The sequence below is a fragment of the Embleya scabrispora genome (genome assembly GCF_002024165.1).
GTDB classification, from domain to species: Bacteria; Actinomycetota; Actinomycetes; order Streptomycetales; family Streptomycetaceae; genus Embleya; species Embleya scabrispora_A.
Genome location: NZ_MWQN01000002.1, coordinates 487,661 through 513,467 on the forward strand (window position 1 = coordinate 487,661; position 25,807 = coordinate 513,467).

At 71.9% G+C, this 25,807-nt stretch carries 24 protein-coding genes; 9 read left to right on the plus strand and 15 right to left on the minus strand.

Annotation, left to right across the window (positions count from 1 at the left end):
* Positions 1-143 precede the first annotated feature (143 nt).
* From B4N89_RS32690 to B4N89_RS50130, 3 genes are all read left to right on the plus strand, one after another.
* Complete coding sequence (locus tag B4N89_RS32690; protein WP_078980082.1) at positions 144-533, plus strand: hypothetical protein; 390 nt, start codon at positions 144-146, stop codon at positions 531-533.
* The gene (locus tag B4N89_RS32695; protein ID WP_143658164.1) at positions 473-1,177 is read left to right on the plus strand and encodes a hypothetical protein; all 705 of its coding nucleotides are present in this window, start codon (positions 473-475) and stop codon (positions 1,175-1,177) included. The genes B4N89_RS32690 and B4N89_RS32695 overlap by 61 nt, the downstream gene beginning before the upstream one ends.
* 197 nt (positions 1,178-1,374) lie before the next feature.
* Positions 1,375-2,607, plus strand: a complete 1,233-nt coding sequence (locus B4N89_RS50130) for a hypothetical protein (RefSeq protein ID WP_161500896.1) — start codon at positions 1,375-1,377, stop codon at positions 2,605-2,607.
* A 92-nt stretch (positions 2,608-2,699) separates the two neighbouring features.
* On the opposite strand, the gene B4N89_RS32705 is transcribed toward B4N89_RS50130, so the two are convergent.
* Entirely contained in the window at positions 2,700-3,302 is a 603-nt protein-coding gene (locus tag B4N89_RS32705) for a TetR/AcrR family transcriptional regulator (RefSeq protein ID WP_078980681.1), read from the minus strand.
* Between the two features lie 107 nt (positions 3,303-3,409).
* Here B4N89_RS32705 and B4N89_RS32710 point away from each other — a divergent pair, with 107 nt between their 5' ends.
* Positions 3,410-4,264 (plus strand): alpha/beta fold hydrolase, encoded by an 855-nt coding sequence (locus B4N89_RS32710; protein ID WP_078980085.1) that lies wholly within the window; start codon positions 3,410-3,412, stop codon positions 4,262-4,264.
* An 11-nt stretch (positions 4,265-4,275) separates the two neighbouring features.
* On the opposite strand, the gene B4N89_RS32715 is transcribed toward B4N89_RS32710, so the two are convergent.
* Entirely contained in the window at positions 4,276-4,827 is a 552-nt protein-coding gene (locus B4N89_RS32715) for a carboxymuconolactone decarboxylase family protein (RefSeq protein ID WP_078980086.1), read from the minus strand.
* Positions 4,828-4,909: 82 nt separating this feature from the next.
* Here B4N89_RS32715 and B4N89_RS32720 point away from each other — a divergent pair, with 82 nt between their 5' ends.
* Positions 4,910-5,305: a winged helix-turn-helix transcriptional regulator gene (locus tag B4N89_RS32720; RefSeq protein ID WP_078980087.1), complete on the plus strand. Its 396-nt coding sequence runs from the start codon at positions 4,910-4,912 to the stop codon at positions 5,303-5,305.
* 6 nt (positions 5,306-5,311) lie between these two features.
* On the opposite strand, the gene B4N89_RS32725 is transcribed toward B4N89_RS32720, so the two are convergent.
* The 3 genes from B4N89_RS32725 to B4N89_RS32735 form a co-directional block, all read right to left on the minus strand.
* Positions 5,312-6,202, minus strand: a complete 891-nt coding sequence (locus B4N89_RS32725; protein WP_235619049.1) for a hypothetical protein — start codon at positions 6,200-6,202, stop codon at positions 5,312-5,314.
* A 105-nt stretch (positions 6,203-6,307) separates the two neighbouring features.
* Positions 6,308-6,955: a LuxR C-terminal-related transcriptional regulator gene (locus B4N89_RS32730; protein ID WP_078980682.1), complete on the minus strand. Its 648-nt coding sequence runs from the start codon at positions 6,953-6,955 to the stop codon at positions 6,308-6,310.
* 62 nt (positions 6,956-7,017) lie between these two features.
* Positions 7,018-8,358: a sensor histidine kinase gene (locus tag B4N89_RS32735; protein ID WP_078980089.1), complete on the minus strand. Its 1,341-nt coding sequence runs from the start codon at positions 8,356-8,358 to the stop codon at positions 7,018-7,020.
* 35 nt (positions 8,359-8,393) lie between these two features.
* Here B4N89_RS32735 and B4N89_RS32740 point away from each other — a divergent pair, with 35 nt between their 5' ends.
* Entirely contained in the window at positions 8,394-9,191 is a 798-nt protein-coding gene (locus B4N89_RS32740) for a hypothetical protein (RefSeq protein ID WP_161500897.1), read from the plus strand.
* Between the two features lie 12 nt (positions 9,192-9,203).
* Here B4N89_RS32740 and B4N89_RS32745 read toward each other — a convergent pair whose 3' ends face one another.
* The 4 genes from B4N89_RS32745 to B4N89_RS32760 all read right to left on the minus strand — a co-directional run bounded on the left by B4N89_RS32745 (position 9,204) and on the right by B4N89_RS32760 (position 12,305).
* Positions 9,204-9,803 carry an ATP-binding protein gene (locus tag B4N89_RS32745; RefSeq protein WP_078980091.1) on the minus strand — a complete coding sequence of 200 codons (600 nt, stop codon included), beginning with the start codon at positions 9,801-9,803 and terminating at the stop codon, positions 9,204-9,206.
* Positions 9,804-9,926: 123 nt separating this feature from the next.
* Entirely contained in the window at positions 9,927-11,165 is a 1,239-nt protein-coding gene (locus B4N89_RS32750) for a helix-turn-helix domain-containing protein (protein WP_235619050.1), read from the minus strand.
* 75 nt (positions 11,166-11,240) lie between these two features.
* A complete protein-coding gene (locus B4N89_RS32755) occupies positions 11,241-11,735 on the minus strand; it encodes a metallophosphoesterase family protein (protein ID WP_078980092.1) in 495 nt (164 codons plus the stop codon).
* 54 nt (positions 11,736-11,789) lie between these two features.
* On the minus strand, positions 11,790-12,305 hold the full coding sequence (locus B4N89_RS32760; protein WP_078980093.1) for a winged helix-turn-helix transcriptional regulator: 516 nt from the start codon (positions 12,303-12,305) through the stop codon (positions 11,790-11,792).
* A gap of 155 nt (positions 12,306-12,460) precedes the next feature.
* Here B4N89_RS32760 and B4N89_RS32765 point away from each other — a divergent pair, with 155 nt between their 5' ends.
* Together B4N89_RS32765 and B4N89_RS32770 are read left to right on the plus strand one after the other, a co-directional pair.
* Positions 12,461-13,873, plus strand: coding sequence for an MFS transporter (locus B4N89_RS32765; protein WP_078980094.1), 1,413 nt, complete (start codon positions 12,461-12,463; stop codon positions 13,871-13,873).
* A 14-nt stretch (positions 13,874-13,887) separates the two neighbouring features.
* Entirely contained in the window at positions 13,888-14,466 is a 579-nt protein-coding gene (locus tag B4N89_RS32770; RefSeq protein ID WP_143658165.1) for a GNAT family N-acetyltransferase, read from the plus strand.
* Positions 14,467-15,046: 580 nt separating this feature from the next.
* Here B4N89_RS32770 and B4N89_RS32780 read toward each other — a convergent pair.
* The 5 genes from B4N89_RS32780 to B4N89_RS32800 all read right to left on the minus strand — a co-directional run bounded on the left by B4N89_RS32780 (position 15,047) and on the right by B4N89_RS32800 (position 21,311).
* On the minus strand, positions 15,047-16,105 hold the full coding sequence (locus B4N89_RS32780; protein WP_201261045.1) for an SIS domain-containing protein: 1,059 nt from the start codon (positions 16,103-16,105) through the stop codon (positions 15,047-15,049).
* 109 nt (positions 16,106-16,214) lie between these two features.
* Positions 16,215-17,168 (minus strand): ROK family protein, encoded by a 954-nt coding sequence (locus B4N89_RS32785; RefSeq protein WP_078980097.1) that lies wholly within the window; start codon positions 17,166-17,168, stop codon positions 16,215-16,217.
* Positions 17,165-18,379: an alanine racemase gene (locus tag B4N89_RS32790; RefSeq protein ID WP_078980098.1), complete on the minus strand. Its 1,215-nt coding sequence runs from the start codon at positions 18,377-18,379 to the stop codon at positions 17,165-17,167. Before B4N89_RS32790 ends, B4N89_RS32785 begins: the two co-directional genes overlap by 4 nt.
* Before the next feature lie 51 nt (positions 18,380-18,430).
* Entirely contained in the window at positions 18,431-19,966 is a 1,536-nt protein-coding gene (locus tag B4N89_RS32795; RefSeq protein WP_235619051.1) for an APC family permease, read from the minus strand.
* A gap of 148 nt (positions 19,967-20,114) precedes the next feature.
* Positions 20,115-21,311 carry an ROK family transcriptional regulator gene (locus B4N89_RS32800; protein WP_078980099.1) on the minus strand — a complete coding sequence of 399 codons (1,197 nt, stop codon included), beginning with the start codon at positions 21,309-21,311 and terminating at the stop codon, positions 20,115-20,117.
* A 2,466-nt stretch (positions 21,312-23,777) separates the two neighbouring features.
* Between B4N89_RS32800 and B4N89_RS32815 the strand changes: the two genes are divergently transcribed.
* Positions 23,778-24,371, plus strand: coding sequence for a hypothetical protein (locus B4N89_RS32815; protein WP_078980101.1), 594 nt, complete (start codon positions 23,778-23,780; stop codon positions 24,369-24,371).
* Positions 24,372-25,156: 785 nt separating this feature from the next.
* Here the strand turns inward: B4N89_RS32815 and B4N89_RS32820 are convergent.
* Entirely contained in the window at positions 25,157-25,681 is a 525-nt protein-coding gene (locus B4N89_RS32820) for an SRPBCC family protein (protein ID WP_078980102.1), read from the minus strand.
* Positions 25,682-25,807 lie beyond the last annotated feature (126 nt).

Below are 25,807 nucleotides of genomic sequence, written 5' to 3' on the forward strand. Positions count from 1 at the left end.
TCTGTTTTCGGCGCTTTCGACTCGACCAGGCTGACAGGGGTTCGAGACGTCCGGGAGATCCTGGTGACACAGGTACCGTGAGAACCCCCTCGCCGGTGGTTCGCCAAGCCACGGGCCGAGACCGAGTCGGAGGAAGCGCAGCGATGAACGAGCCGGGGGATGCCGTCGTGGTGGTGGAAGGCGGGAGTTCGGGCGGAGGGTCGCACGAGCCCTCGAAGGAGGCGCCGCGCGAGTTCGTCGAGGACATCGTCGTCGTCCACGAGGGCGGCGGCATGGTGCACTTCCTGTTGATCACGTACGCACCCGGCGACTCGGCCAACGCCGCGGGGTACGTCTTCCGGCGCCCCGTCGGCAGCGACGAGCCGGCCGAGAACATCCTGGCGACCAACGACACGCTCCGCGAACTGTGGTGCTCGCCGCAGGGCCATGTGTGGGCGCGAGCAGCACCGGTCTGGTCTGGACGAGCGCACCCGTGCCCTGGACGGACACCATGCCGCCGGACCTGGAGTTCGACACGCCCGAAGGCGGGGTGACCTGGCGCCACACCGCGCTGCCCACACAGGCGCACAACGACGGTCGGCCGAACCCCTCGGCCGTGTGGGGGACTTCGGACGACGACGTCCACATCGCCACCTTCGGCGGCGTGCTCTACCACTGGAACGGCGCCGACTGGTCGCAGTTCCACTCGGGGATCGGCGCGCCGATCGGCGCCGTCCGAGGCCGCGCGGCGAACGACGTCTACGCCGCCGGCCACAACGGCACCCTGCTGCACTTCGACGGCACCGCATGGACACGGATCGCCGATCCGGACGGCCCCGACACGACCGACCTGCTGACGGGCATCGCCTTCGACGCCGACGGCGACGTGTACGTCACCGGCAGATCGCGCGGCGGCCGCGTACTTCGCGGCTCCGCGCGACGCGGCTTCACGGTGGCCGTACGCGACCGGGTCGCCGCCCTCGGCGTGGCGTTCGTCGAGGGACGGCTGTTGTGTGCCGTGGGGAAGGGCGGCGTCGTGGAACCGACCGCCCAGGGCCCGAAGACGCTGCGCGACGACATCGCGGCCTGGTCGATCGCCGAGGGCGAGGGCCGCGTCTACGTGACGGAGACACCGGGAGAGGCCGCGTACTCCGAACTCGACCTCGCCACCGGGCAGTGGCACCGCCGCTACTACTGACCACCGTCCCGCGCGGCCCCGACCATGACGTCACCGCCGGGCAGGTGGGATTCGCTCGGACATGTGCCGGCGGTTCACTCAGTGGATCGGACGCTGTCCGGACGTCCCCCGGCCGTGTCACGCTCGGAACCGCTCGCGGTGCGTGCCGAACCACACACGCACCGCGAGCAAGGCATCCGAAAGCGAAAGGAACTCCCGTGAGATTTCCATCGTTTCGCCGTGACGCGACCGCCTTGCGGCGTGGCGCGCGCACGTTACCCCGCCTGGCGGGCCTGGCGGTCGCCGTCGGGTTGATCGCCGGGTTCCAGCCGGCCGTCGCGGCGTCGGCCGCGACCTCGGCCGACGCCGCCGTCGTCGCGGTCCCCTCGGACGCGAACGCGGCGGCGACCACCAAGGCCGCCGCGGCCCTGGGTGTACCGGGCGGCGGGGTCGCCCTCGCGAAGCAGGCGGACAACGTCCTCACCGCCGTGTTCATCGACACCGACGGCGCCCTCAACGTCGCGTGGGAGGTGAACAACGGCGCCTGGAACGCACCCGTCAGGATCAGCGACTCGGTGGGCGTACCGGGTGGCGGGGTCGCCCTGTCGAGGCAGAACGCCAACAGGTTCACCGCCGCGTTCGTCGACAAGTGGGGCAGGCTGAACGTGGCCTGGCTCGACAACGGCAAACCCTGGAGCGCGCCCCAGCCCATCAGCGACCCGATCGCCAAGCCGGGCGGATCCGTCGCCTTGGCCCAGCACTTCGACCGCGAACTGACCGCCGCCTTCGTCGACACCCAGGGTGCGCTGCGCATCTCCACGGCGGTGGGCAACGACTGGTGGACCTACCCGACGGCGATCAGCGGCTCGGTCGGCGTCTCGGGTTCCCCGGTCGCGCTGGCCCGATTCGGCAACTCGATGTACGCCGGGATCATCGACACCTCCGGAAGGCTCGACATCGCCTTCCAGTCGTACTTCGGGGCGGCGTGGACCTCGCCCTTCGGGGTCGGCAACCCGGTGACCGTCGCGGGCGGGGGCGTGGCCCTCGCGCAGCAGAACGACAACACGTTGACGGCCTCGATCCCCGGGAACGGATCGACCTGGGTGGCGTGGATCAACAACGGTGGCCCCTGGAACGGGCCCGTCGACATCGGCGGGTGGGGCGCCGCGCCCGGCGCCGGGGTCGCGATGTCCAAGCAGACCGGCGACATCCTGGTCTCGGTCGCCGTCGACCGATGGGGTGTCTTCACCGTCGCCTGGGTCGTGGACGGGGCCGCCTGGCACCCGCCGGTCCAGGTCGGTGGCGTCCTGGCCCCGAACGGCGCCCGCGTCGCGGTGGCCAAACAGGACAACACCATCCTCACCGCGGCGTTCCTCGGCAACGACGGCAAGCTGAACGTCTCCTGGGTCGAGGGCACCGGCGGTTGGCGAGGGCCCGTACCGATCAACTGACCCTCGACCTCGCGCCGTGACCCGAACCGTCATACGACAGCCGAGCCCCCCGACGACGCCCGTCGTCGGGGGGCTCGGTATCCGCCTGCCGATCAGGGGTGGTCGGGCCAACTCCGCATCGCCAGTTCCGCGACCCGCTCCAGCCGCTCGCGGCCGACGCCGTCGACGGCCTGGGTGGACATGCCCTGGACGACGGCCGCGTAGTAGGTGGCGAGGTCGTCCGGATCGGTGTCGGCGGGCAGTCGGCCGGCCGCCACGTCGGCGGCGATCCTGCGCCGGAACGCCGCCTTGGACGCCTCGCGCAGCGCGCGCAGTTCGGCCTTGACCTCCTCGGCCGCCGCGGTGCAGTTCACGGCCGCCGTGATCACCATGCAGCCGGGCGGGTGGCCGGGCTCGGTGTAGGCCTCGGCCAGCGCGTACAACATGCGCTCCATCCCCCGGCGGGCGTCCGGCTCGGCGTCGAGCACCCGGCCGGCGACCGCGCCGTAGGTGGCCCCGTAGCGCTGGATCGCCTCGCTGAACAGGGTGCGTTTGTCGCCGAAGGCCGCGTACAGGCTGGGCGGCTTGATGCCCATCGCGGTGGTCAGCCCGGACACGGAGGTCGCCTCGTAGCCGTGCTGCCAGAACTCGAGGACCGCACGATCCAGCGCGGCCTCGCGGTCGAAGCCGCGCGGGCGGCCTTGGGTACCGGACATGCGCACCATTCTATAGCGCTCGCTATGGAACGCGGGAATCTCTGCTACGGTGAGATCTGTAGCGACTGCTACGAAACTCGTTCGCGCATCTTCTCCAAGGGGCTTTCATGTCCGTCACCACCGTCACCACCGTCGGCACCGCCACCCGCACCACCCCCCGCGCCGCCGCCCTGCCCGTGCCGACCTTCGCCCGCACCGTGCGCGGCTCGGGCCCCGGCCTGCTGCTCGCGCACGGCGCCGGCGGCGGTGTGGCCGCCAACTACGGGCCGATCCTGGACGGCCTCGCGGCCGAACACCGGGTGGTCGGCGTCGACTTCCCCGGCTCCGGCGAGACCCCACGCTCGACCGGACCGCTCGACCTGGACGAACTGGCCGACCAGTTGGTCGCGGCCGGTGTCGCCGAGGGCCTGGAGACCTTCGCGGTGTCCGGCTACTCGCTCGGCGGCGCGGTCGCCGTCCGCGCCGCCGCCCGGCACCCCGAGCGGGTCACCTCGCTGATCCTGACCTCGACCTTCGCGCACGCCGACGCCCGCCTCCGGTTGGCCGCGCGGGTCTGGCGCGGCCTGTACGAGTCCGGCGACCGGGCAACCTTCGCCGCCTTCCTGGCCCCGCTCGCGCTCGGCCCGGCCGCCCTCGACGCGCTTTCGCCCGAGGACCTGGCGGGCGTACTGCGGATGACCGCGAAGACCCCGCCGCCCGGCACGCCCGAGCACACCGAACTGATCGAGCGCGTCGACGTGCGCGCCGACCTGGCCACCATCGAGGTCCCGGCGCTGGTGGTGTCCACCACCGGCGACCGCCTCGTCGAGCCGAACCACCACCGTGCCGTCGCGGCCGCGCTGCGCAACGCCCGCGTGGTCGAACTCGACTCGGGCCACCTGCCGTTCGCGGAGCAACCGGCGCAGTGGCTGGCGGCGATCGTCGGCTTCCTGGGCGAGGTCGAGGGCGACGCGGCTCGATAGCGGGCGGCGGTTCACGCCTTCGGGAACGGCGCGGCCCACTCCTCGTCCGGCAGTCGCAGTGCGTTGGCCACGTAGGCGATCGTGCGGTACCAGCCGGCCAGGACCAGCACCTCCACGATCTGCCGATCCTCGAACCGGGCCCGGAGTTCGGCCCAGGTGCCGTCGGTGAGGTCGGCGCCGTCGTGCAACTCGTCGACCACGCGCACCAGGATCGCCTGGCGCGGTGTCCAGGCGGCCTCGTCGTCGACGACGGTGGCCCGGAGCTGACGCGAAGTCAGGCCGACCCGCTCCGCGAACACCTCGGCGTGCACGCCCCATTCGTACGAGCAGCCGGCCCGGGCGCACACCCGCTGCACCACGGTCTCCCGCTCAACGGCGGGCAACGTACCGTGCCCCAGCAGCCCCGACCCGAGCACCCGCATCCGCGAGGCCAGATCGGGGTGATGCTCCAGGACCCGGAACAGGGCGAGGGGTTCCCGGTCTCCGGCGGCGCCCATCCAGCGGGCCAGGGACGCATGCGTCTCGGGAGCGTAGGGCGGGGACAGTGGTGTGATCCGCGACATGGGTGTGCTCCTCCGTCGACCGGGACGGCCACGCGTGCGCCTCGGCGGCCGGCCACTCGGGTGCTTCGCTTTCAAAAGCACTATGCTGCTTTCGAAAGCGAAGCACAAGGAGGTGGCCGTGGACCGGCACGACGAGGCGGGCATCCCGCGTCCCGGAAGCCCGGTGCGCGGGTCGACCACGGGCCGGGCCCCGATGGCCGCCCTCGACCTGCTCGGCCGGCGCTGGATCCTGCGCCTGATCTGGGAACTGAGCCGGGAACCGGCCGGATTCCGCGCCCTGCAACGCCGGTGCGACGACATGTCCTCCAGCGTGCTGAACAACCGCCTGCGGGAGTTGGTGGACGCCCGGATCGCCGCCCAGGACCCGACCGGCCGCTACACCCTCACCCCCACCGGCACCCGGCTGGTCGCCGCCCTCGCCCCGCTGCTGGAGTGGTCGGCGGAGTGGGCGGACGAGTTGGACCCGGATCGGGGCTGACGCGCGTCACCACCCGCCCTCGAAGAAGGCCGCGAGCGCCGGCTTCGGGTCGGCCGTGGTGCCCACGTTCGCCATCACCACCACGAGCACGACCAGCACCGACGCCACCGCGAGCACCCCGAACCACCCCAGCAGGCGCCGGGCGCGCCGATCGGCGGCATCGGTCGCGGCGAACCGCCGCCACACCACCACGGCGAGCCCGATCAGCACGACCGCCACGAGCGCGGCCACCACGGCAAGCGCCGCGTGGTAGCGGGCGAAGTCGTCGATCATGAGGTCGAGGGCGGGTGGGGTGCGCTCGCTCGCGGGGGCGTCCAACCCCTCCCGCACCTGGCGGAGTGTCTCGCCCAGTTCGCCCTCGGCCGCGCCGCTGGGCAGCAGCGTCAACAGCGACGAGAACGGCGCCACCGCGCCCTGGATGTTGGCCATCGTCGTCGCCAGCGCGCCGGCCCCGAGCATCGTGACGAACACGCCCGCCGCCGCGAGGCCGGCCCGGCGTCCCGTACCGAGATCGCGCGCCCGCAGGAACGCCCGCCACACGAGCATGCCGAGCGCGACGACCACGACCAGCAGGATCGCGGCGATCACCGCCTTGACGACGTGGAATCGGAACCAGTAGTCGACCGCCCGGTCCATGCCCGGGGTGAAGTCCCGCCGACCGGCACCCCAGTACTCGACGAACGCCGCGCGAAAGGACGCGGCGAGATTGTCCTGATCGACGGAGCCGTCGCCGGCGATGTGCTCCGCCAGAACGGGCGGGACGACGAACAGGGCGGCGATCAGGGCCACCACGGCGCCGACGAGGACGGCGAGCGGGCGCGCGGGGATGCCCGCGCATCGCGACGGGGCCGCGGGGCGCTGCCGCCGCCGGCCCGGGAGGTGAGGCGTTGCTGTCATGCCGACCACGCTTCCGCAGCGGCGCCGCGCGGTCACCGGAGCAGGCCGGACACCCGGGGGTATGGCGGGCCACACCCCCGGGACGAATCGGGCGCGGTCCGGCGCTCAGCCGCCGAGATAGGTGAGTACGGCGAGCACCCGGCGATGGCGGGCGTCGTCGTCGGCCGGCAGGCCGAGTTTGGCGAAGATGTTGCCGATGTGCTTCTCCACCGCACTGGCCGAGACCACCAGCCGCCGGGTGATCGCCGCGTTCGAGCAGCCCTCGGCCATCAGCGCCAGGATCTCGCGTTCGCGGGCGGTCAGGGTGCTCATGCCGCCGTCCCGGCGACGCGCGGCCAGCAGCTGGGCGACCACCTGCGGATCGAGCACCGTGGCGCCGTGCGCGACCCGGTCCAGCGCGTCCAGGAACTCCTCGACCCTGGCCACCCGGTCCTTGAGGAGGTAGCCGACCGAGCCCGAGCCGTCCGCGAGCAGGTCGCCGGCGTAGGACGCCTCCACGTACTGACTGAGCATCAGCATCGGCGCGCCGGGCACGTACGAGCGGGCGCTGATCGCCGCGCGCAGGCCCTCGTCGGTGTGCGTCGGCGGCATCCGTACGTCGACGATCGACACATCCGGCCGGTGTTCGAGCACCGCCGCGACCAGGGCGGGTCCGTCACCGACCGAGGCCACCACCCGGTGACCGTCCTCGACGAGCAGGCGGACCAGGCCCTCGCGCAGCAGTACCGAGTCATCGGCCACCACGATCCGCAGCGAGCGGCGATCGGCGCGGTCCGGCGGCTGGTTCGGGGCCTGCTCCGGCGCCGTGTCCGGGGTCAGTCGCATGGCAGTACGGCGGTGATCGTCGTCGGGCCGCCGACCGGGCTGTCCACCCGCAACCGCCCGCCGACGGCGAGCGACCGCTCCGCCAGACCGCGCAGTCCGTGGCCCTTGGCCAGGGCCGCGCCGCCGATGCCGTCGTCCGTGACCCAGACCGTCAAGTCGCCCCCGTCGTGCCGTAGTCCGAGCACGCACCGGTGTGCGTGGCTGTGTTTGGCCACGTTGGTCAGGGCCTCGGCCACGACGAAGTAGGCGGCCGTCTCGACGCCGGCGTCGAGGCGCCGGTGCGGCGCGACGATGTCCAGGTCGGCGGGGACGGTGGACAGCGCGGCCAGGGCGGCGAGCGCGTCGGGCAGGCCGCGATCGACCAGGATCGGCGGAGCGATGCCGCGCGAGAGGGCGCGCAACTCGTCCAGCGCCTCCTGGGCCTGGACCATCGCGTCGGCCAGGGCCGCGCGGGCGGTCTCCGGCCTGCGGTCGAGATGGTGCTCGGCCCGGCCCAGTTCCATGGCCAGGCGGACCAGGCGCTGCTGCGGGCCGTCGTGGATGTCGCGTTCGAGCCGGCGCAGCGCGCTCGCCTCGGCCGTGACGGCGGCGACGGTCTGCGCGCGGGCGGCGTCGCGTTCCTGTTCGAGGCCGAGGATCCGGCGGTGCAGGGCGGATGCGTCGGAGAGCAGCGCTTGGCCGAGGCCGGTCTGGGCGGTGGTGAAGGCGCGGGTGACCAGCGGCAGGGTGCACAGGAGCAGCAGGCCGACCGTGGTCCCGAAGGCGACCCGATCGACCGGCGAGAGCAGTCCGAGGCTCACGGTGACGTGCGATTGTCCGCCGCCGGCGTTCAGGGACAACGGCCGCAACGGCTCGGACGCCGCGTACTCGTAGCGCAGCGCACAGGTGACACAGGCCACCCCGACGAACCACCACAGCGCGGTCACCAGCGCCGTGACCAAGGTGATGGGGAACAGCACCACGGCATGGGCGGCATCAAGCCACGGCCCGGGTCCGGGTCCGGCACCGTCGCCGGACGCACTCGCCGCCGGCTCGGCACGCGCGACCCCGGCGCCGGCATCCCGCACCTTGGCAATCCGCCACCGCTCCAGATCGGCACACCACCGCGCGGGCGCAAGCGCACGAGCCACCAGCGTCCCGCCACCGGGCAGCACAAGCCCGAGCACCGCGAAGAACACCCCGCCCAGCACCACGAACACCCCGACGGCGGCAAACAGCGGCGCGGTCAACAGGTACACCGACTGCACCAGCGTGCGCCGCCCCACACGCGAGAGCGCCCCGACGCCCGGCCACGATCGACCCCGGACGGCGGCGGAGAGCGATTTGGTCATGCCCCCAAGCTAATGCAGCGCCGCGCCGATCCTTCGTGGTTCATGCGGGATGGCAGCGATGCGACAACCGTGCGATTCTCGCCGCTGTGACGACCTACTACTGGGACTCGACGCCCCTGGCCGACCCGGAAACAGCGGCGGCGCGCGACACCCTGGTGCGCCATTCGCGTGGGCCCGAGTTCACCGATGCCTTCCTCAAGCTTTTGCGAAGCGGGCAGCGCGTGCCGGTCGCCATCGCCCTCGCCCGCTACCAATACTCCGAGGCCGAGAGCAGATGGGGTTCCGACAACCCGGCCGAGTCCGTCTCGGCAGAAGTTTTGGACCGGGCCCGCGCACTTCTCTCGTACCCGCCGATGAAGGCGTTCGAGTCCGGGGCCACCCGCGACGAGGCCGACCACGCCAGTGCGCTGTCGGCCATGATGAACCTCGCCGACGTGCGGGACGCCGATCTCATCGCGAATGTGATCGAACGCTCGTCCGAGCCCGAGGTCTTGGCCGCGGCGTCGATGGCGGCCCACCGGCCGTTCGAGTTGGCCGAGGTCCCCAATCCCCGCCTGGTCGAGGCGATCGGGCGTCGGGCGACGGATGAGTCGCTCGGCCCGGACATTCGCGCCGAGGTACTGCGGGCGCTCGGTTACGCACACTGCGCACGGGGCTTGGAGATCGCGCTGGGTCTCGCCGAGTCGTGCGATGTCACGCTGCAAGTCGCCGCCGCGCAGGTGCTCGCGGCAGCACATCTGGCGACACATCGCGACGTCGTGGAACGGCTCCGGGCGTCGTGGCCGGAAGGGACGATCGACGTCGGCAATGTCGACATCCTCTTGCAATGGTGACTGATCCCGGGTTCAGCGCGGCATCGCACCGGTGCCGCACCGCGCCCACGCCCCGGAAGCCGCCCGTTCCAGGTAGACCAGCGCCGTCACGGTCGTATGGTCCGGCCCGAGCCCGTGCTCGGCGCAGTCGCGATCCATCCAGTCGTCACACCGAAACCGGGCCCGCTTCTCCAGCGAGCAGAACGCCACCTCCCACGCGGAGGCAAGCCGATCCACCAGCAGCAACCCACGCTCCGCCCCGGCGTCGACTCCGGGCGAGCGAGGGCACAGCGCGGTCCGCGCGCCGGCGGGATGGTTGACGTAGTCGTACTCCCGCCCGATCCGGCCCAGATCCGACACCCGCACCATCGCCACACTCGGCCCGGTGTCGCCCCCGACGCTCTCCACCACGAACACCTCGACGGTGAACTCGGCCGACCCCGAATGCCGCACGGCGTTGGTGGCCAGTTCGGTGACGATGAACCGGATGTCGTACGAGATCGCCTCCGGCACCTCGGCCTTGGCCAGGGCCCACCCGACGACGCGGCGCGCCTCACCGACGCTGCGCTCGGTGGAGGGGTAGGCCCGGCGTGAGTGGGCGATGAGCAGGCGGGCGGGGGAAAGGATGGTCATGGTCCGGCTCCCGAGCTCTGGTGATCAGTGCTCGTGACGGTAGAAAACCGACATGCCGGGAACCAGACGTGCTGCGCGCCGGTTTCGGCGGGCGGGGCACGAAGCCACCGCGCTACGCGGTAGTCATCCGGTTACGCCGAGGTGATCGGCCAATTCGCGCATGTCGGTGGTCAAGGTGCGCTTGCGTTTTTTCAGGACCAGTCGGACCACGTCTCGGGCCAGGCTCTGGTGACGCAGCCATTCCGGTGCGGCCTGTAGGACGGTCTGCATCTCGGTCATCGCCTCGCCGTATTCGCCGACGTGGGCCTGCGCCAGGGCAATGTCCAGGCGGTGTCGGTTCTGCGTGTTCGGGCTCGGGGCCGGACCGGTGATCGGCTTCGGGGTGCGCTCGACGCCTCGGAGCAGCCCGCGATGGTCGCCGACGACCGCGAAGTCCTCGAGTGTCTTCAGGTGGGCCGTGACCGGCCCGAATGAGCACCACTGCATGCTGCGGTCGAGGTACTCGACCCCGACGGCGGTCGCCGCGGTGCCGGCCATGCGGCGGGCCTCCCGGGCGACATCGGGGTTGTTGTTGCGAACGGCCGCTGCGGCAACTCGCTGGAGCAATTCGCCCCACCCCGCGATCTCGCCCACGGTGGCCCTCGACAGGCGCGGCTCGATGCCGTCGGCCGTCTCCGCCGCCAGGTGTTCGCACTCGTCGAAACGACCCTGGCGCAGCAGCAGCCAGCACAGGCCGCCCACTCCGACGGCCGCGAGGTGGACCCGACCCATGGCCCGGGCATCGCGGATGCTCTCCGAGAACGCGTGGTAGGCGAGGTCGTATTGGCGAACCTGGGTGAGGTACTTCCCGGCCACATGCAGCGCCGCCACCCGCACCTCGCCGACACCCTCGGGCCCCTCGGCGGAGGGCACCGCCCGCAGGATCGCGGGAAGTTCGTCCGCCATCGACTCGTACCGGTCGGCCTGATACAGCGCGTGGGCCCGATCGATCCGGGCCTGGACGGCGGCCAGGCGCTGCGGGGTGAGTTCGGCGGAGTCGGCGCGGTCGACCAGGCCGACCGGTGGCGTGAGTGCCTGGCGCAGCGCGATCAGCTGGATGCGGGAGCCCACTTCGTCGTGCACGGGTTTGGGCACCGACGGCGCGAAGAGCGCCGACGTGGGCAGATCCAGCGCTCGCGCGAGCACGTGCAGCGTGGCGATCCGAACGTCGCCGCCCTGTTCGACCTTGGCGACCGTCGACACGCCCAGGCCGGCCGCCTCCGCCAGTTGCTCCTGGCTGAGTCCGGCCACCCGTCGATACCGCCGGACGTTGTCCCCGAGTCCGCTCACCGCGTACCTCTCACCCTGGGAGGTGGCACTCACCCATGCCGATCCCAAACTAGCGCGGCAAAGGCCCGTTCGGGATCGGGAAATGCGCGGCGGCGACCCGTACTCGCCTCAGTCGAGAGTGTGTAGCACGACGTCGCTGATTCGGCCCGCCTCGGCCGTGAGGGTCATGTACGTGTGATGCGGTTGGCGGCGCCGATCGGTCGGCGAGCCCGGATTGAGCAGGCGCAGTCCCGTGTCCGTGAACGTGTCCCACGGGATGTGGCTGTGTCCGAACACGAGGACGTCCGCGTCGGGATACCGCGCCGCGCAGCGGCGTTCGCGGCCCTCGGCCGGGCCCGTCTCGTGGACCACGGCGAAGCGCACGCCGCCGAGTTCGACCCGGGCCACCTCCGGCAGCCGTGCCCGCAGGTCCGGCCCGTCGTTGTTGCCGTAGACCCCGACCACCCGATGTGAAGAAGCCTCGAACAGGTCGAGCACGTCGGCGTCGACCCAGTCACCCGCGTGGATCACCACATCGGCGACCGCCGCCTCGACCAGCACCTGCTCGGGAACGGCCCTGGCACGGCGGGCGACATGGGTGTCGGAGACCAGCAGAACGCGCATGCCCACCACGGTACGACTCCGACGCCGCCTCCGGGACGTCCCGACCTCGCCCGGTCAGGGAGTCGTTTCCGGTTGCGGCGCCCGCTTCGGGGCCCGCCAGGCGGGATTCCTGCGGATGCCGACCTGTTCGAGTTCGAGCGTGTCGCCGGTCTCGGTGCGGAGTTCGACGTGGACCGGTACGCCCGTTTCGTGGTCGACGTAGTGCAGCGGCGCCGTGCCGCCCTGGAGGTGCCGGTCGCCCCACTGCATCAGGGCCACGATCACCGGGAACAGCTCGCGGCCCATGTCGGTGAGCACGTATTCGTCGCGCGTGCGACCGCCGTCCTCCCGATAGGGGCGCTTGGCGAGCAGGCCGGCCTCGGTCAGGCGGCGCAACTGCTGGGCGGCGGCGCGGTCGGTGATCCCGATGCGGTCGGCGAAGCCGCTGAAGCGGGTCGTTCCGTAGCAGGCCTCGCGCAGGATCAGCAGCGCGGAGCGGGTTCCGACCACCTCCAGCGCCTTGACCAGCGAGCAGTGATCGGTCTTCCACGCGCCGAGATCGGCGAGCGCACCCTCCATGACAACCGGCATGGGCCCATCGTACCCACCCCGACTATCACCTTGTATAGCCAGGCTCTGGCTACCTATACTCCAGGAAAGTCAGCCCTTGCCGCGAACTGCTTGAAGCGGACCGCACAGCGCTGCCCTCGACCGGACCATCCGACCCGCATCCCAGGGGGATCCCCATGGCCTCGCAGGCCACACAAGCCGCGCCGGACGCCGACAAACGGCGGCAAGTCCCCGGTGGACCGACGGCCATCACGTTCGTCGTGTGTTCCGCGGCGTTCATGGCGATGCTCGACGTGTTCGTGGTCAACGTCGCCTTCACCGACATCGGCGCCGAGTTCGGCGCACCACTCGCGGACCTGAGCTGGGTCCTCAACGCCTATGCCATCGTCTACGCGGCGCTGCTGATCCCGGCCGGCCGGCTCGCCGACCGGCACGGCCGCAAACCGGCGTTCCTCGCCGGACTGGCCCTGTTCACCGTGGCGAGCGCCGCGTGTTCGGCGGCACCCCAGTTGTGGTGGCTGGTCTTCTTCCGCGGACTCCAGGCGGTCGGCGCGGCCGTACTCACCCCGGCGAGCCTCGGCCTGCTGCTGACCGCGCTGCCGCCGGAGCGCCGGGCCAAGGCGGTCGGAATCTGGGCCACCACCAGCTCGTTCGCGGCCGCGATCGGCCCCGTCGTCGGCGGCGGTCTGGTGGAACTGTCCTGGCGGTGGGTGTTCCTGATCAACATCCCCGTCGGCGTGGCGGCGTTCGCGGCGGCCCGCCGCGTGCTCCCCGACGTGCGGGAGGCCTCGGCCGTGCGCATGCCGGACCCGCTCGGCACGGCCGCGCTGATCGTCGCGTTCGGCGCACTCTCGCTGGGCCTGGTCAAGGGCCAGGACTGGACGTGGACCGGGGCGGCGACCCTCGGCACCTTCGCGGTCGCCGCCGGCGGGATCGCGATCTTCGTCGTGCGGATCCTCACCCACCCGGAACCGGCCGTGGATCCGGCCCTGTTCCGCACCTCGACGTTCGTGTGGGCCAACATCACGGTGTTGACGTTCTGTACCGCCTTCGGCGCGGTCTTCCCGTCCGTGGTGTTGTGGCTCCAGGGCCCCGGCGGTTACTCGACCCTGGTCACCGGGCTGGCCATCGCGCCGGGCCCGCTGATGGTGCCGCTGTTCGCGATCGTCGGCCGACGGCTGGCCACGCGGGCGCCGATCGGGGTCCTGGTGGCGGCGGGCAACCTGCTGTTCGCCGGCGGCGCCCTGTTGTTGGCCGCCGGCGCGTCCGCCGATCCCCGGTACACGACGCAAATCCTGCCGGGGTGGCTGGTCATCGGCGTCGGTATCGGCCTGGCCATGCCCCTGATGCTCTCCCGCGCCACCGCCCGGCTGCCCGGTGACCGGGCCGCCACCGGCAGTGCCGTGGTCAACACCAGCCGCCAACTCGGGTACGTGCTCGGCGTCGCCATCGTGGTCGCCGTCCTCGGCACCACCGGCACCGCGCCCGATCCGACGCGGACCTTCCAACACGCCTGGTGGTTCATCGCCGCCACCGCCGGCGGATCCGCCGTCACCGCCCTCGGCATCACCGGCCGCACCAGGAGCTGATCACCGTGACCGTCATGGCCTCCGTGGCATCCGTCGACACCGTGCGCCTGCGCCCGTGGCGCCCGGACGACGCCGACGAACTCGGCCGAGCCGCCGCGTACTTCTCGCCGCGCGCACTCGCCGCGCGATTCGGCGCGGCGAGCACCACGATCCCGGACTGGTACCGGGCCCACATCGTCGAGGCCCGGGCGCGCGGCAGGTGGAACGCGTGTGTGGCCCACAGCGGGGGCCGCATCGTGGGCTGGGCGGAGTACGGACTCGACGATGACCCCGCCCACGCCGACATCGCCGCCCTGGTCGGCGACCGGTACCAGGGAAACGGCCTCGGCACCCGGTTGGTCGGGCAGGTCGCGTCCCTGGCCCGGGCGGGCGGGGTACGCGTCCTGCACGCCCAGATCCGGGTGGACAACCCGGCCGCCCGCAAAGCGCTGTACGCGGCGTTTCCGAACCTGCGCTACACGGAACTGCAGGACGGACAGTGGCACTACGCCGTCGACCTGCCGCACGCCTCGAACCGGCCGGGCTCGATGAGCCGTGGCCGGTCCGACGACATCACCCTCGCTCCGCGACCGTCCTCGTCGCCCACCACCTGATGCGGGACGAACTGCGGGGCGGACGCGATGTCATGACGACGTGTCCGCCCCCGCGACGGGCGCCTTGGCAACGGGTGTTTTGGTGGCGGCCGCTTTCGCGGTGGCCGGCCCGGCGGCGGCCGGCCCGGTCGGTGGCTTGACCCCGTTGGTGGCGCCGGTCGTCGGCCGTGCCGTGCCGGGTGGCTTGACGCCGTTGGTACGGCCGGTCGGTGCGCCGCCGTGCGCCGATCGGGTGTTGCCCTCGGGCCGGTCACCGTGGCGGCGGGCCGGCTCCGGCGCCGTTTCCCCGGGCATCCCCCCATCCCGGAAGTCCGTTGCGCGTCGCCCGAGTTGCCCGTTGTCCCCGTTGTCCCCGTGCATGCTTGTTCGCTCTCCTCGATTCCCGCGAACCGTGCGATCGCCCGGATCCCTGTCCTCCGAGCGACCGCCCCCCGATCCGGTTGATTCCTGGCCTTGCGGATGTTGTCGGAAATAGCCGAGTGACAATACGCCACATAGTCAGATACGTACCAGGGCCACGAGCGGTTCGGCGTTCGCAGGACGAGATTGTTCGCGAGACGAGATCTGCGAACCGGACGTGTCAGGTCGTCGGCGTCACCTTCGCCAGACCCGCCGGGGCGTCCGGGTTCGCGCCGCGACGCAGGGCGAACGTACGGGCCAGGTTCTGCAGATGCACGGTGGTGGCGATGGCCCGGGCGGCTTCCGTACGCAGGCCGCCGAGTTCGGGGGCCACCGTCGCGTGCGGGATGCCGTCGGCGACCAGGCGCTCGCGCAGTGCAGCGATGTCGGGCGCGGTGGGGCCGCCCAGATCGATCAGCAGCACCGGAACCCGGGCGCCCAGTGCGGCGATCGGGCCGTGCAGGAGGTCGGCGACCGAGATGCCCTCGGCGAATACGCCGGAGGTCTCGCGGATCTTGAGCGCCCCCTCCAGCGCCACCGCGCCGCCGAGACCCCGCCCGGCCACGACCAGGCGGTCGTGGTGCGCCCAGTCGGCGGCCAACCTCTCGCACGCCTCGGCGTCGGCCAGCACCCGGCTTACCGCGTCGGGGAGTTCGGCCAGGTCGGCGAGATCGGCGACGGTCGGCGGCAGCGGGCCGAGGGCGAGCGCGATGCCGACCACGGCCAGGAGTTGGGCGGTGACGGTCTTGGTCGCCGGGACCGCGATCTCGGTGCCGGCGTCGGTCGCGACCAGGACGTCGGCCTCGGCGGCGAGCAGGCTGTCCGCCTCGTTGGTGATCGCGACGATCCGGGCGCCCTGTTCGCGCGCGGCCCGGACGGCCGTGACGATCTCGGGGGTGCGGCCCGACTGGCTCAGCGCGGTGACCAGGTAGCCGGAGTAGTCGGTACGCGCGCCGTAGCGGGTCACCAGGCTGGGCGCGGCCAGGCCCGCCGGGCGGCCGGACGCCGGCTCGTACAGGTAGCGGCCGAACACGGCGGCGTTGTCCGACGATCCGCGCGCGATCAGCGTCGACCCGAGCAGCGGTGTGGGCAGCGCCGCCCGGACGGCCTCGCCGAGTTCGGGCAGGCGGGCGACCAACCGGCCCAGGACGTCGGGCTGTTCGGCCATCTCGGCGGCCATCACCGCCCCGGGGGCGGCGGGGTGGTCGGTGGTCGGCGTGCTCGGGGTTGCGGGGGTCATGGTGTTGGTCCCTTCGGTCGGCTTCGCTTCGGTCGGCCTTGCTTCGGTCGGCTTCGCTTCGGTCCGCGCTGGGTCGATCGGTTCGGGAGGAGCGGTTCGAGGGCCGGGCTCATCGCGTCACCAGCGCCCACTTCGGGCGTTCGCCGCGGGCGATGTCCCAGGCCAGGGCGGCGGCGCCACGCAGCGCGCCGTCGTGGATGTGCCGCGCCGCCACGATCACCTCGCCGGGGGCGGCGGCGCCGGGCGCGTGCTTGGCGACGAAGCCGCGCAGGACGTCGAGGACCCGGTCGGCCGCGGCCATCAACCCGCCGCCGAGGGCGATCCGGGTCGGGTCCAGGGCCAGGTACAGGTTGAGCACGTGGCCCGCGAGCACGTCGAGCGCCTGATCGGCGATCGCGCGCAGCCGGGGGTCGGTGGAGGTCAGGATCGCCGCCGCGTCGGGGGCCGGACCGGTGCCGCCGAGCGCGTACAGCGCCTGCGTGCGGGCAAGCAGCGGGCCGCCGCCGATCAGCGATTCCAGGTCCGGCTCGTCCGGGCGGCCGGGCGCCAGCGCGTAGCCGATCTCGCCGGCCACGCCCCGGGCGCCGCCCACGACCCGGCCGCCGACGGTGAGCGCGGCGGCGACGCCCGTACCCAGATTGACGAACAACCCGGGATCGGCATCGACGAGCGCGCCGGATCGCACCTCGGCCAGCCCCGCCGCCTTGACGTCGTTGGCCACCACCACCGGCAGCGCCCCGAACGCCTCCCGGGCCCGGCCCAGGACGTCCACGCGCTCGATGCCGGGCAGGTTCGGCGACAGTTCGACCCCGGCCGAGGTCACCGTCCCGGGACACACCAGGCCCACGGCCACCACCTCGTGCCGCCCGTCGCGGTTCGCCGCCGCGACCTGGTCCCGGGCCGCCCCGAGCAGTCGATCGAACGCGCGCCCCATGTCCTCGCCGGGAGCGCGCGTGGGCACCCGCCGCCCCGCCGACATCGCCCCGGCGGCATCGATCGTGGCCATCGCGGTCTTGGTGCCGCCGATGTCCAGCGCGACTATCGCACGCGCACCACGCGTCACGACGCGTCCTCCACGATCCGCGCCTCCGCGTCGTACCTGCTCCCCCACACCGGCGCGCCCCCCGCCGCGTGCAGCCCGGAGACCGCCTGGGTGCGCCCGCGCGTGACGAACGCCTGCGGCCGGAAGCACATCACCACCGTGTCGCCGGGCCGGATGTCCAGGCGCCGTGCGTCCCGGAGCACCGTGTAGTAGTGGATCGCCCCGTCCGGCGCGGTATCCACGTGCGCCACCCGCTCGCCGCCGGTCGCGGTCGCCGCGTCCCGGCCGACCAGCGCGGTGAGCCGGAAGTCGCCGAGGACCTTGTCGATGTAGTGCCCGGCGGCGAACGCGTACGCGTCGTCCCCGTCCGCGTGCGACACCTCGGTCACGTACACGATCGCCGGCTGCTCCGGCGCGTCCTCGGAGAACACGTGCAGCGGCGTGGTCCCGTGGATCGCGTTGCCCGGCTCGACGTGCGTGGCCCCGGCGTCGGCGGCGATGGCCAGCGAGCGGGCCGAGGTGGTGCCGGGCGCGTTGACCTGCCGGATGTCGAACCCGGCCGCGCGCAGGCGATCGGCGGCCGCGACGAGTGTGGTCAGGTTGGGGGTGGCGGCGATCCGCCGGTGGTCCGGGTCGGCGAGCAGGGCCGGGAACGTGGTGACGCCGTGTACCGCGACGCCCTCGATCGCGTCCACCGCCCGCGCGGCGGCCTCCACGTCGGCGGCCGGGAAGCCGCCGCCGTGGCCGAAGTAGAACCGGTCCCCCTCGCCGTGCACCCGCAGCAGCACCGACACGGGCGGGCCGCCCCGACGCAGCGCCGCCGCGCCGATGCGGCGCGCGGCGTCGAGCGAGAACACGGTGACCACCTCGGGGGCGGCGCCGACCACGAAGTCCTCACTGCCGCGGTGCGGTTGCACGAGGTGTCCGACGTGGCCGACCGGCAGCCCGTGGCGCACGGCCGCCGACACGCAGGCGGTGTCCACCGCGACGACGGGGCCGAGGCCGGCCTCGATCGCGGTGCGGGTCACGTCGGGGTTGCGCCCGTACTGCTTGGCCATCACGTAGGTGGACAACCCGCGCGACCGGGCCGCGTCGGCGATGGCGGCGGCGTTGCGGGCGACCGTGTCCAGGTCGACCACGTAGGTGTTGGCGAGCAGTTCGCCGGCCTGATGCGCCGTCACGACGGCGTCGATCAGCGGGCGGTTGTGGGCGAGCAGGCGGTCCAGGAACATCGGGGTCTCCTTGGCGCGGGCGGGACGGGGACGATCTGACAGGTGTACGGATCAGGTCCGGCCGGTCGACACCGGCACCACCCCCGTCGACGCGGCCCGGGACGCCCCGGTCGCAGCGTCCGATGCCTGCGCCGCGTCGTCGCCCGGTTCGTCCTCGAACACCCGTCCCATCGCGGCCAACACCTCCGGTCGCGAGCGGTGTGCCCACACCAGATACGCGGCGCCGAGCACCATCCAGCCGACGATCACGTACGGCACGAGGTTGTTCGGATGCTCCGGCACCGGCCACAACTGGCCGTAGATCGGCAGCAGCATCAGCAGCACCGTCGCGGCGGGCAGGATCCCGTGCCGCAACAGGGCGAACTCGCCCCGGTGTTCGCGCAGGTAGAAGCGGATCACCGCGATGCTCATCAGGATGTAGATGATCACCATGCCGAGCCCGAGAATGGTGCCGGCGAACCCGTACACGCCCAGCGGGCCGAGGTCGCCGCCGAAGCCGCTGCCCAGGGCCAGCGCGAACACGAGCGAGAAGCCCAGATACGCGGTGATCGCCGACTGCGGCACGTGGCGCTCGTTGGTCCGGCCGAGGAAGCGCGGCAACACCCCTTCGCGGCCCATCGAGAACAGCACCCGCACGGCCGCGTTCGAGCCGGAGACGACGTTGGCGAACTGGCTGACGATCACGGTCAGCGCGAGGATCCAGGTGACGCCCCAGTAGCGGTCGACCAGTGTGGTCAGCGGCGCGGCGTCGCCGGCCAGGTCCGAGCCGTGCGCGGAGCCGAAGCCGATCGAGGTCGAGTAGGCCATCAGCACGTAGAAGGTGCCGATCACCGCGACGGCCGTGAACAGCGCGAGCGGGATGCTGCGCTTGGCGCCGCGCGCCTCCTCGCCGAGGGTGGCCACCGACTCGAAGCCGATGAACATCAGGATGCCCCAGAGCATGCCGGTACCCAGGCCGCTGAACCCGTCGATGGAGTTGGCCGGGTTGAACGGCGCGACCGACAGGCCCGAGTCGCCGCCGTCGCCGAGGATCACCCCGGCCAGGCCGAGCAGTACGCCGACCTCCAGGACCAGGAAGATCAGCGCGGTCTTGGCCGAACTGGACACGCCGAGCGAGTTGACGCCCCACACGACGGCGGCGAACGCCAACGACATCACCTGCCAGGGCACCCGGATGTCGAACTGGCTGTCCAGGAAGTCGTGGCTGTACCCGCCGAGCGCGGCGAACAACATCGGCCCGACCATGCCGTAGGTGAGCAGCAGCAGCCACCCGGACAGGAAGCCGCCAGACTTGCCGAACCCGTGGCTGTTGTAGGTGTAGGCGAAGCCGGCCGCCGGCAGCTTGCGGGCGAACGCGGCGATGGTGTTGGCCACCAGGAGGCTGGCGACCATGGCCAGCACGATGGCGAGCGGCAGCGCGTACCCGGCGCCGGCCGCGGCGGGCGGCGTGTTGAACGCGACGCTGGTGGCGGGGCCCATGAAGGCCATACACATGGCGACGGCGCCGAACACCGACAGTGTGTTGCGGCGGAGCGAGCCGCCTTTCGGGTTCGGGCTCGCGGGCGGCGAGGGCAGTGCGGTGGACATGGGTGGTACTCCAGGCGGTTCGGTGGGGCGGGACGGGCCCCGGGGGGTGCGGGAGGGTGGGGACGCGCGCCTGTGGGGTGGGGTCGGTGCGCTCGCGGCGCGAAAGTGCCGGCCGGAGGGGTGGGGCTTCGGGCTTCGGGCGTCGGGTTCAGTGCGCTCGGGGTGGCAGCAGCGCCGCGAGGTCGAGGTCGGCTCGGACCGCCGCCGCCGCGTCGGGCGCGACGTCGAAGCGCACGCGCAATGCGGTGAGGCCGCGCGATACCGCGCCCAACGCGCCTGCCAGGTCGGCCAGTTCGGAGTGCACCAGCTCGGGGCAGGCGGGCAATCGTCGGCGTACCCGCTCGCGCAGCCGGGTGGTCATCGCGGTGTCGATGGAGGCGGAGACCCGGCCGCCGAGGACGACCAGTTCGGGCTCGTACGCGATGGTGACCGCGGTCAGCGCGATGCCGAGGGCGCGCTCGAAGCGTTCGACCACGGCGCGGGCGGCCGGCGCGGTCTCGGTGAAGACGTCGGCGGCGGTGGCCACGTCGAGGCCGGCCTCGCGGGCGGCACGCATCAGGCCCTCGGCGCCGACCAGTTCCTCCACGGTGTGGTCGTCGGAGTCGACGGGCAGGAAACCGAATTCGCCGACCAGGCCGGTGGGTCCGCCCCGGATGTGCCGGTCCACGGCCACACCCGCGCCGAAGCCCGCGCCGACCGTGAACATCACGGCGGTGTCGGCGGTCCGCGCGGCGCCGTGCCGGAGTTCGCCCTCCAGGGCCAGGTCGGCGTCGTTGCCGAACGCGACGGTGCCCTCCAGGGCGCGGCGCAGCCGGCGGGTGAAGAGGTCGCCCTCGATCTGCGGGAGATTGGTCGCGCCGCGCACACCCAGCCCGTCGGCCGCGACCGCCCCGGGCAGCCCTATCACGCCCGCCCGCAACACGTCGGGGGCGGCGGCACCGGGGGCGTTGTCGTACAGGGCGCGAACCCGCTCGACGAGCCAGTCCGCGAGGTGGTCGGCGGCGAGGTGTCGGGGCGTCGGCTCCTCGTGGTAGCGCGGCGAGCGGCCGAGCAGGTCGGTGGCCAGGAACCGGCAGGTGGTGCCGCCGAGGTCGACCCCGACCGCGACACCGCGTTCCGCGGCGACCTCGATCACCACGCCCTGACGACCCCGCCGGCCGGTCTGGAGCACGGCGCCCTCACGGACCAGGCCCTCGTCCAGCAGCCCTTCGACCACCCGGGACACGGTGGCGGCGCTGAGCCCGGTCTGCTGGGTGAGACCCGCGCGACTGTGCTGCCCACCGGCCAGCAACACCGCGAGCAGGCTGGAACGGTTGGCCCACCGGGCATCCGCCGTCTCCGCCATGTTCACCTCTCAGAGTGAAAATATTTCAGAGTGAGAGAAAATTAAGCCTGGAGAAGAGAGGTATCAAGAGTCCATCAAGACGACACCGAATCCAGACAAGACCGAACATGTCCCCAAACCCCCGCGCCGACTCCAGCGGCGGAGCCCTAGGCCCCTACCACCGAAACGACGCGAGAGCACCCATGCTCAAACCGGCCGTCACCGGTCGCCGCTCACCGGTCGTCAGTCACCGCTCGCCGGTGAACCGGCTCAGGCGAAGGGCCTCCGCCTCAATCTCCGCATCGATCTCCGCCGCCGAGCGGCCGCCGAACTGGAGACAGTCATACTCGTCGTCGAGTTCGGCGAGGCGCTCCGTAAGGGCGAGTTCGTGGCCATGGAGCCGGTGGACCCGGGAGGCGAATTCCCGAGGTGACAAACCGACAGCCGTCGACCAGGACCTACAGGGTCGCGGCCACGCCGTCGGTAGGGACATCGTCGACCACGCCTCGGCAAAGAGCCGGGTGGTTGCACAACCTTCGGTCCAACCGCGTGAGCAGGGAATTGGTCGTCCTACCGAGGTATGCGCTATTGGTGGCGGGTGGCCGGTGCGGGGCCGGTCCGAGTCGATGATGGGCCGCCGCCGGCGTGCGGGGCTCCAAGACTCAGGGCTCCCGACGAGACCAGCGCCTTGCTCATCGAAAACCGGCTGGCAGCGGCGGGCAGGGAGGGCGCTCGGGTCGAGTCCGCCGGGGAGCCTTTCCGAGTGGGTCGGGCGGTCCCGACGAGCGTTGCGCCTTCGGTGGCGGGTGGCCGGTGCGGGGCCAGTCCGAGTCGGTGGTGGGCCGCCGCCGGCGTACGGGGCTCCAAGACACAGGGCTCCCGACGAGACCAGCGCCTTGCTCATCGAAAACCGGCTGGCAGCGGCGGGCAGGGAGGGCGCTCGGGTCCAGTCCGCCGGCGAGCCTTTCCGAGTGGGTCGGGCGATCCCGACGAGCGTTGCGCCTTCGGTGGCGGATGGCCGGTGCGGGGCCAGTCCGAGTCGGTGGTGGGCCGCCGCCGGCGTACGGGGCTCCAAGACACAGGGCTCCCGACGAGACCAGCGCCTTGCTCATCGAAAACCGGCTGGCAGCGGCGGGCAGGGAGGGCGCTCGGGTCCAGTCCGCCGGCGAGCCTTCCCGAGTGGGTTGGGGCGTTTCGGGGGGGTGGTTGCGGAGAGATTGGGGTTCGAAACCGGATCACGGCGGGCGATTGTGGGCTTCGAGCTTCGGTGACCTGCGGGTTCGTGGCGTCGGGGCGGTGAGTCGAGTATCGAGTGCCGGTTTCGTACCGCCCCGGCTTTCTCCGCGCCGGCATGGAGGCCGAAACCGCCGAGTCGGGGTCGACTTCGTACGCTCCGGCCGCAAGACGGACCTCAAGGAAACCGGAAGTGCCCAGTGGGGGTCAAAACCGGATCCCAAGACACTCCGAAACGCCCCTCACCGCTGCTGACCAGCGGTTTTCTCTACCCTGGGTGCTGCGAAACCCCACGCCATCCGGTTTCGGGGTCGCCCACGGCGTCGCTGTAGCAGCTGTGCGACGACCGCACGATGTTGCGCAGCCTTGCGATGACTGCGGTTCTGTCTGGGCTCGAGAAGGTTCATCGTGATCGGTTGTTCTGGAGACCCACGCTCCAGCTGAACCTAAATTGCTTCGTCTGCGAGCGGGTCGGTCGCACCACCACGCTGGAGCGGGGGGTCCGAGCGGGCCGTCTGCTGGAGCGGCGGGAACGAGCAGCACTTCACTGCGGCTCGGATCACTGCGTTCGACCTGACGAGCCAGGACGACCGGCTGGCGTTGCGAACGGTGGTGGACTTCCGGTGGGCGCCGTTCAAGGACACCAAGCGGGGCGGCAACGCAACGCCGTTGAGCAATTGGGTCCGCCGGCACTACGGCAACTACTGCCCCCACCAGGAGACATCCAGCGAAGGCTCGATCCAGACGAACGTGCGGCGTCCCACGAGACGGAGATCACGGTGGACGCGGAGGTTCCGTCGATTCGGCTGCTGGTGTGAGTCTTGTGCCGAGAAGAGCTTCATGGCCATGAGGCCCATTTCGTCTCCCATCCGCAGGCAGGCATGCCGAGGTCGACCCGGCTCTTGGCAGCGAGACAGGGTGCTTGCTCGCGCTTGCCGTTGAGGAAGGTGAGGGTGAGGTCGATGCCCTCGATCTCAGCGCGCCATCCTTCGGCTTCGGCGCGCGCTCGCGGCGGCTGAGGAGATCGGACTCGATCTCGGCCGGCCGGTCGAGCATCTTCGGGTCGACGTGGAGCATGGGGTAGCGGATGCAGGTCTATCTGAACCAGTCCGGAGGGCCTGGCGGGGTCGGATCGTAGTCGAGTTGCTCAAAGTAGTGGGCAACAATCGCGGCGCCGGCGCACATTGGACGTGTCGCGCCGCCGACTCCGACCGGCCTGGTTGCCCTTCAACAGGCGTCCGGAGACGGGGGAGAATGCAGCACATGGATAACGCGTTCACACTCCTTCGGCGGGCCGTCGATCTGCTGCCGGAGGACGCAGCGGCAGAGAACGGACAGACGGTCGGGGATGTGCGCGAGGACATCGTGCGCCAGGACTGGGAGATGGTGCTCGGCGTTCTCATCGAGATCGGGGATGTCCACCCCGTGTCCGTCGACTTCTGGGAACTCCTCGCCGAGGCCGCTCGCCAGCTGATGCTCGACCGCAGTCGGCGGTGGTGCGAGTGGCGGGGCTGGGAAGTCCGACACGGCACCGTCCGGGCGACCTTGAGCCTGGTGGGTGCGGAGGAGGGCCGACGCCGGACTGCCTTTGCCGCAGACGGGCGGCTGAGGCCGATGTGGGACATCGGCAACCGCACCGCCGGCGGGGAGCGAGAACTGAACATCGCCCGATTGTGGGTGGAGTATGCGCAGGAGCTCGGCCCTGGAGAGACCGCCGACGTTCGGCTGGCTCCTCTGAGCCCCGATCAGTGGAGGCACCTGAAGTGCGGCGATGTGATCACCATGTACGAAGCCCAACCTGTTGCCGGAACGGCCACCGTGATCGAGGTCCTGCCGCCGCGCGCCTGAGCTCATCTCGCGTCAGGCGAGCTCCGGCTGCAGCCAGGTGATCTTCGAAAACTGTCCGAACTCGGCTGGCTAAACCCGTACGGTTCCAGCGAGATGCAGCCGGATGGCATGAGGCTGGGGATCGAAGCAGCGCGCCTTCTCGCCGTTGCCGGACTGCTGCGAGACAGCGCCGGGTCTGAGCAAGATCGAGCTCCCCCGCATGTACCCCGACCCGCCCCACTCGAGAACGTTGCTCAGCGCACCCGACCCAACCGCCCCCTGCCCGTCACTGCCGGCCGGTTTTCGATGAGCAAGACGCTCGTCTCGTCGGGAGCCCTGTGTCTTGAAGCCCCGCACGCCGGCGGCGGCCCACCACCGACTCGGACAGACCCCGCAGCGGCCACCCGCCACCGAAGGCGCGAGTCTCGTCGGGACCGCCCGACCCACTCGGAAAGGCTCGCCGGCGGACTCGACCCAACCGCCCCCTGCCCGCCGCTGCCAGCCGGTTTTCGGTGAGCAAGGCGCTGGTCTCGTTTGGGGCTTCGGGTCTCGGAGCCCCGAACGCCGGCGGCGGCCCATCACCGACTCGGACCGGCCCCGCAGCGGCCACCCGCAACCACAAGCGCAACGCCCGCCGGAAACACCCGACCCACTCGGAAAGGCCCCCGGCGTGTTGCGGGCTCGGTTGCGCTGTGTGGGCGGCTCGGGCCGGATCGGTTGGGTCGGCTGGACACGTGTGTGTCCCGAGATATGGCCTGGGGGCGGGGCGCGCTCGGTGTGGGCGCGGGTGGGGGCCCGCTGTGGCGTCAGCCCTGTCGTCGGCCGGTCTCGAGGTAGATCCGCAGGTGGTCGAGGCCGCGTTCGAGGATGTCGCCGACGGCCAGGTCGGTGTCCGCGCCGGCCGCTCGGTGTCGGGTCAGGGCGTCGACCGACAACGCCTCGCCGCCCTTCTTGCCGCCGAACTGGGCCGAGTCGTGGACGCGCTCGCGCTCGACCGCGCCCGGATCCAGCGGATCCCGGCCGTCCTCGACCATGACGGTGACGATGCTGTCGATGTCGCTGGGGCCGTCCTGGATGATCACGATGCCGGTGTACGGCGTACCGCGCACGGCCCACTCGATGCGGGTGCCGGGGCCGTCCCGGTCCAGGTCGACCTCGGCCGCGACGGACTGCGCGGCCTCGCCGGCGGTCACCACGACCGCGTGGGCCGAGGTGGTCCGGACGGCGGTCACCGGCGGGAAGTACTCGGGGAGCCTGTCGGTATCCGACAAGAGCATGTATGCCTGGTCGGTGGACGCTGCGACCTGCACGGAACGCGTGTGAAGAACCATGCGCGTACTGCTATCCGTTCGACGGGTGTTCCATTCGCGATCATGGTCGGACGGGCCGACAGGATCCGGCGCGGCGTCCGGGGTTGGGCCGACGTCACACCGAGACGCATCGCCCAGAGGCCCGAC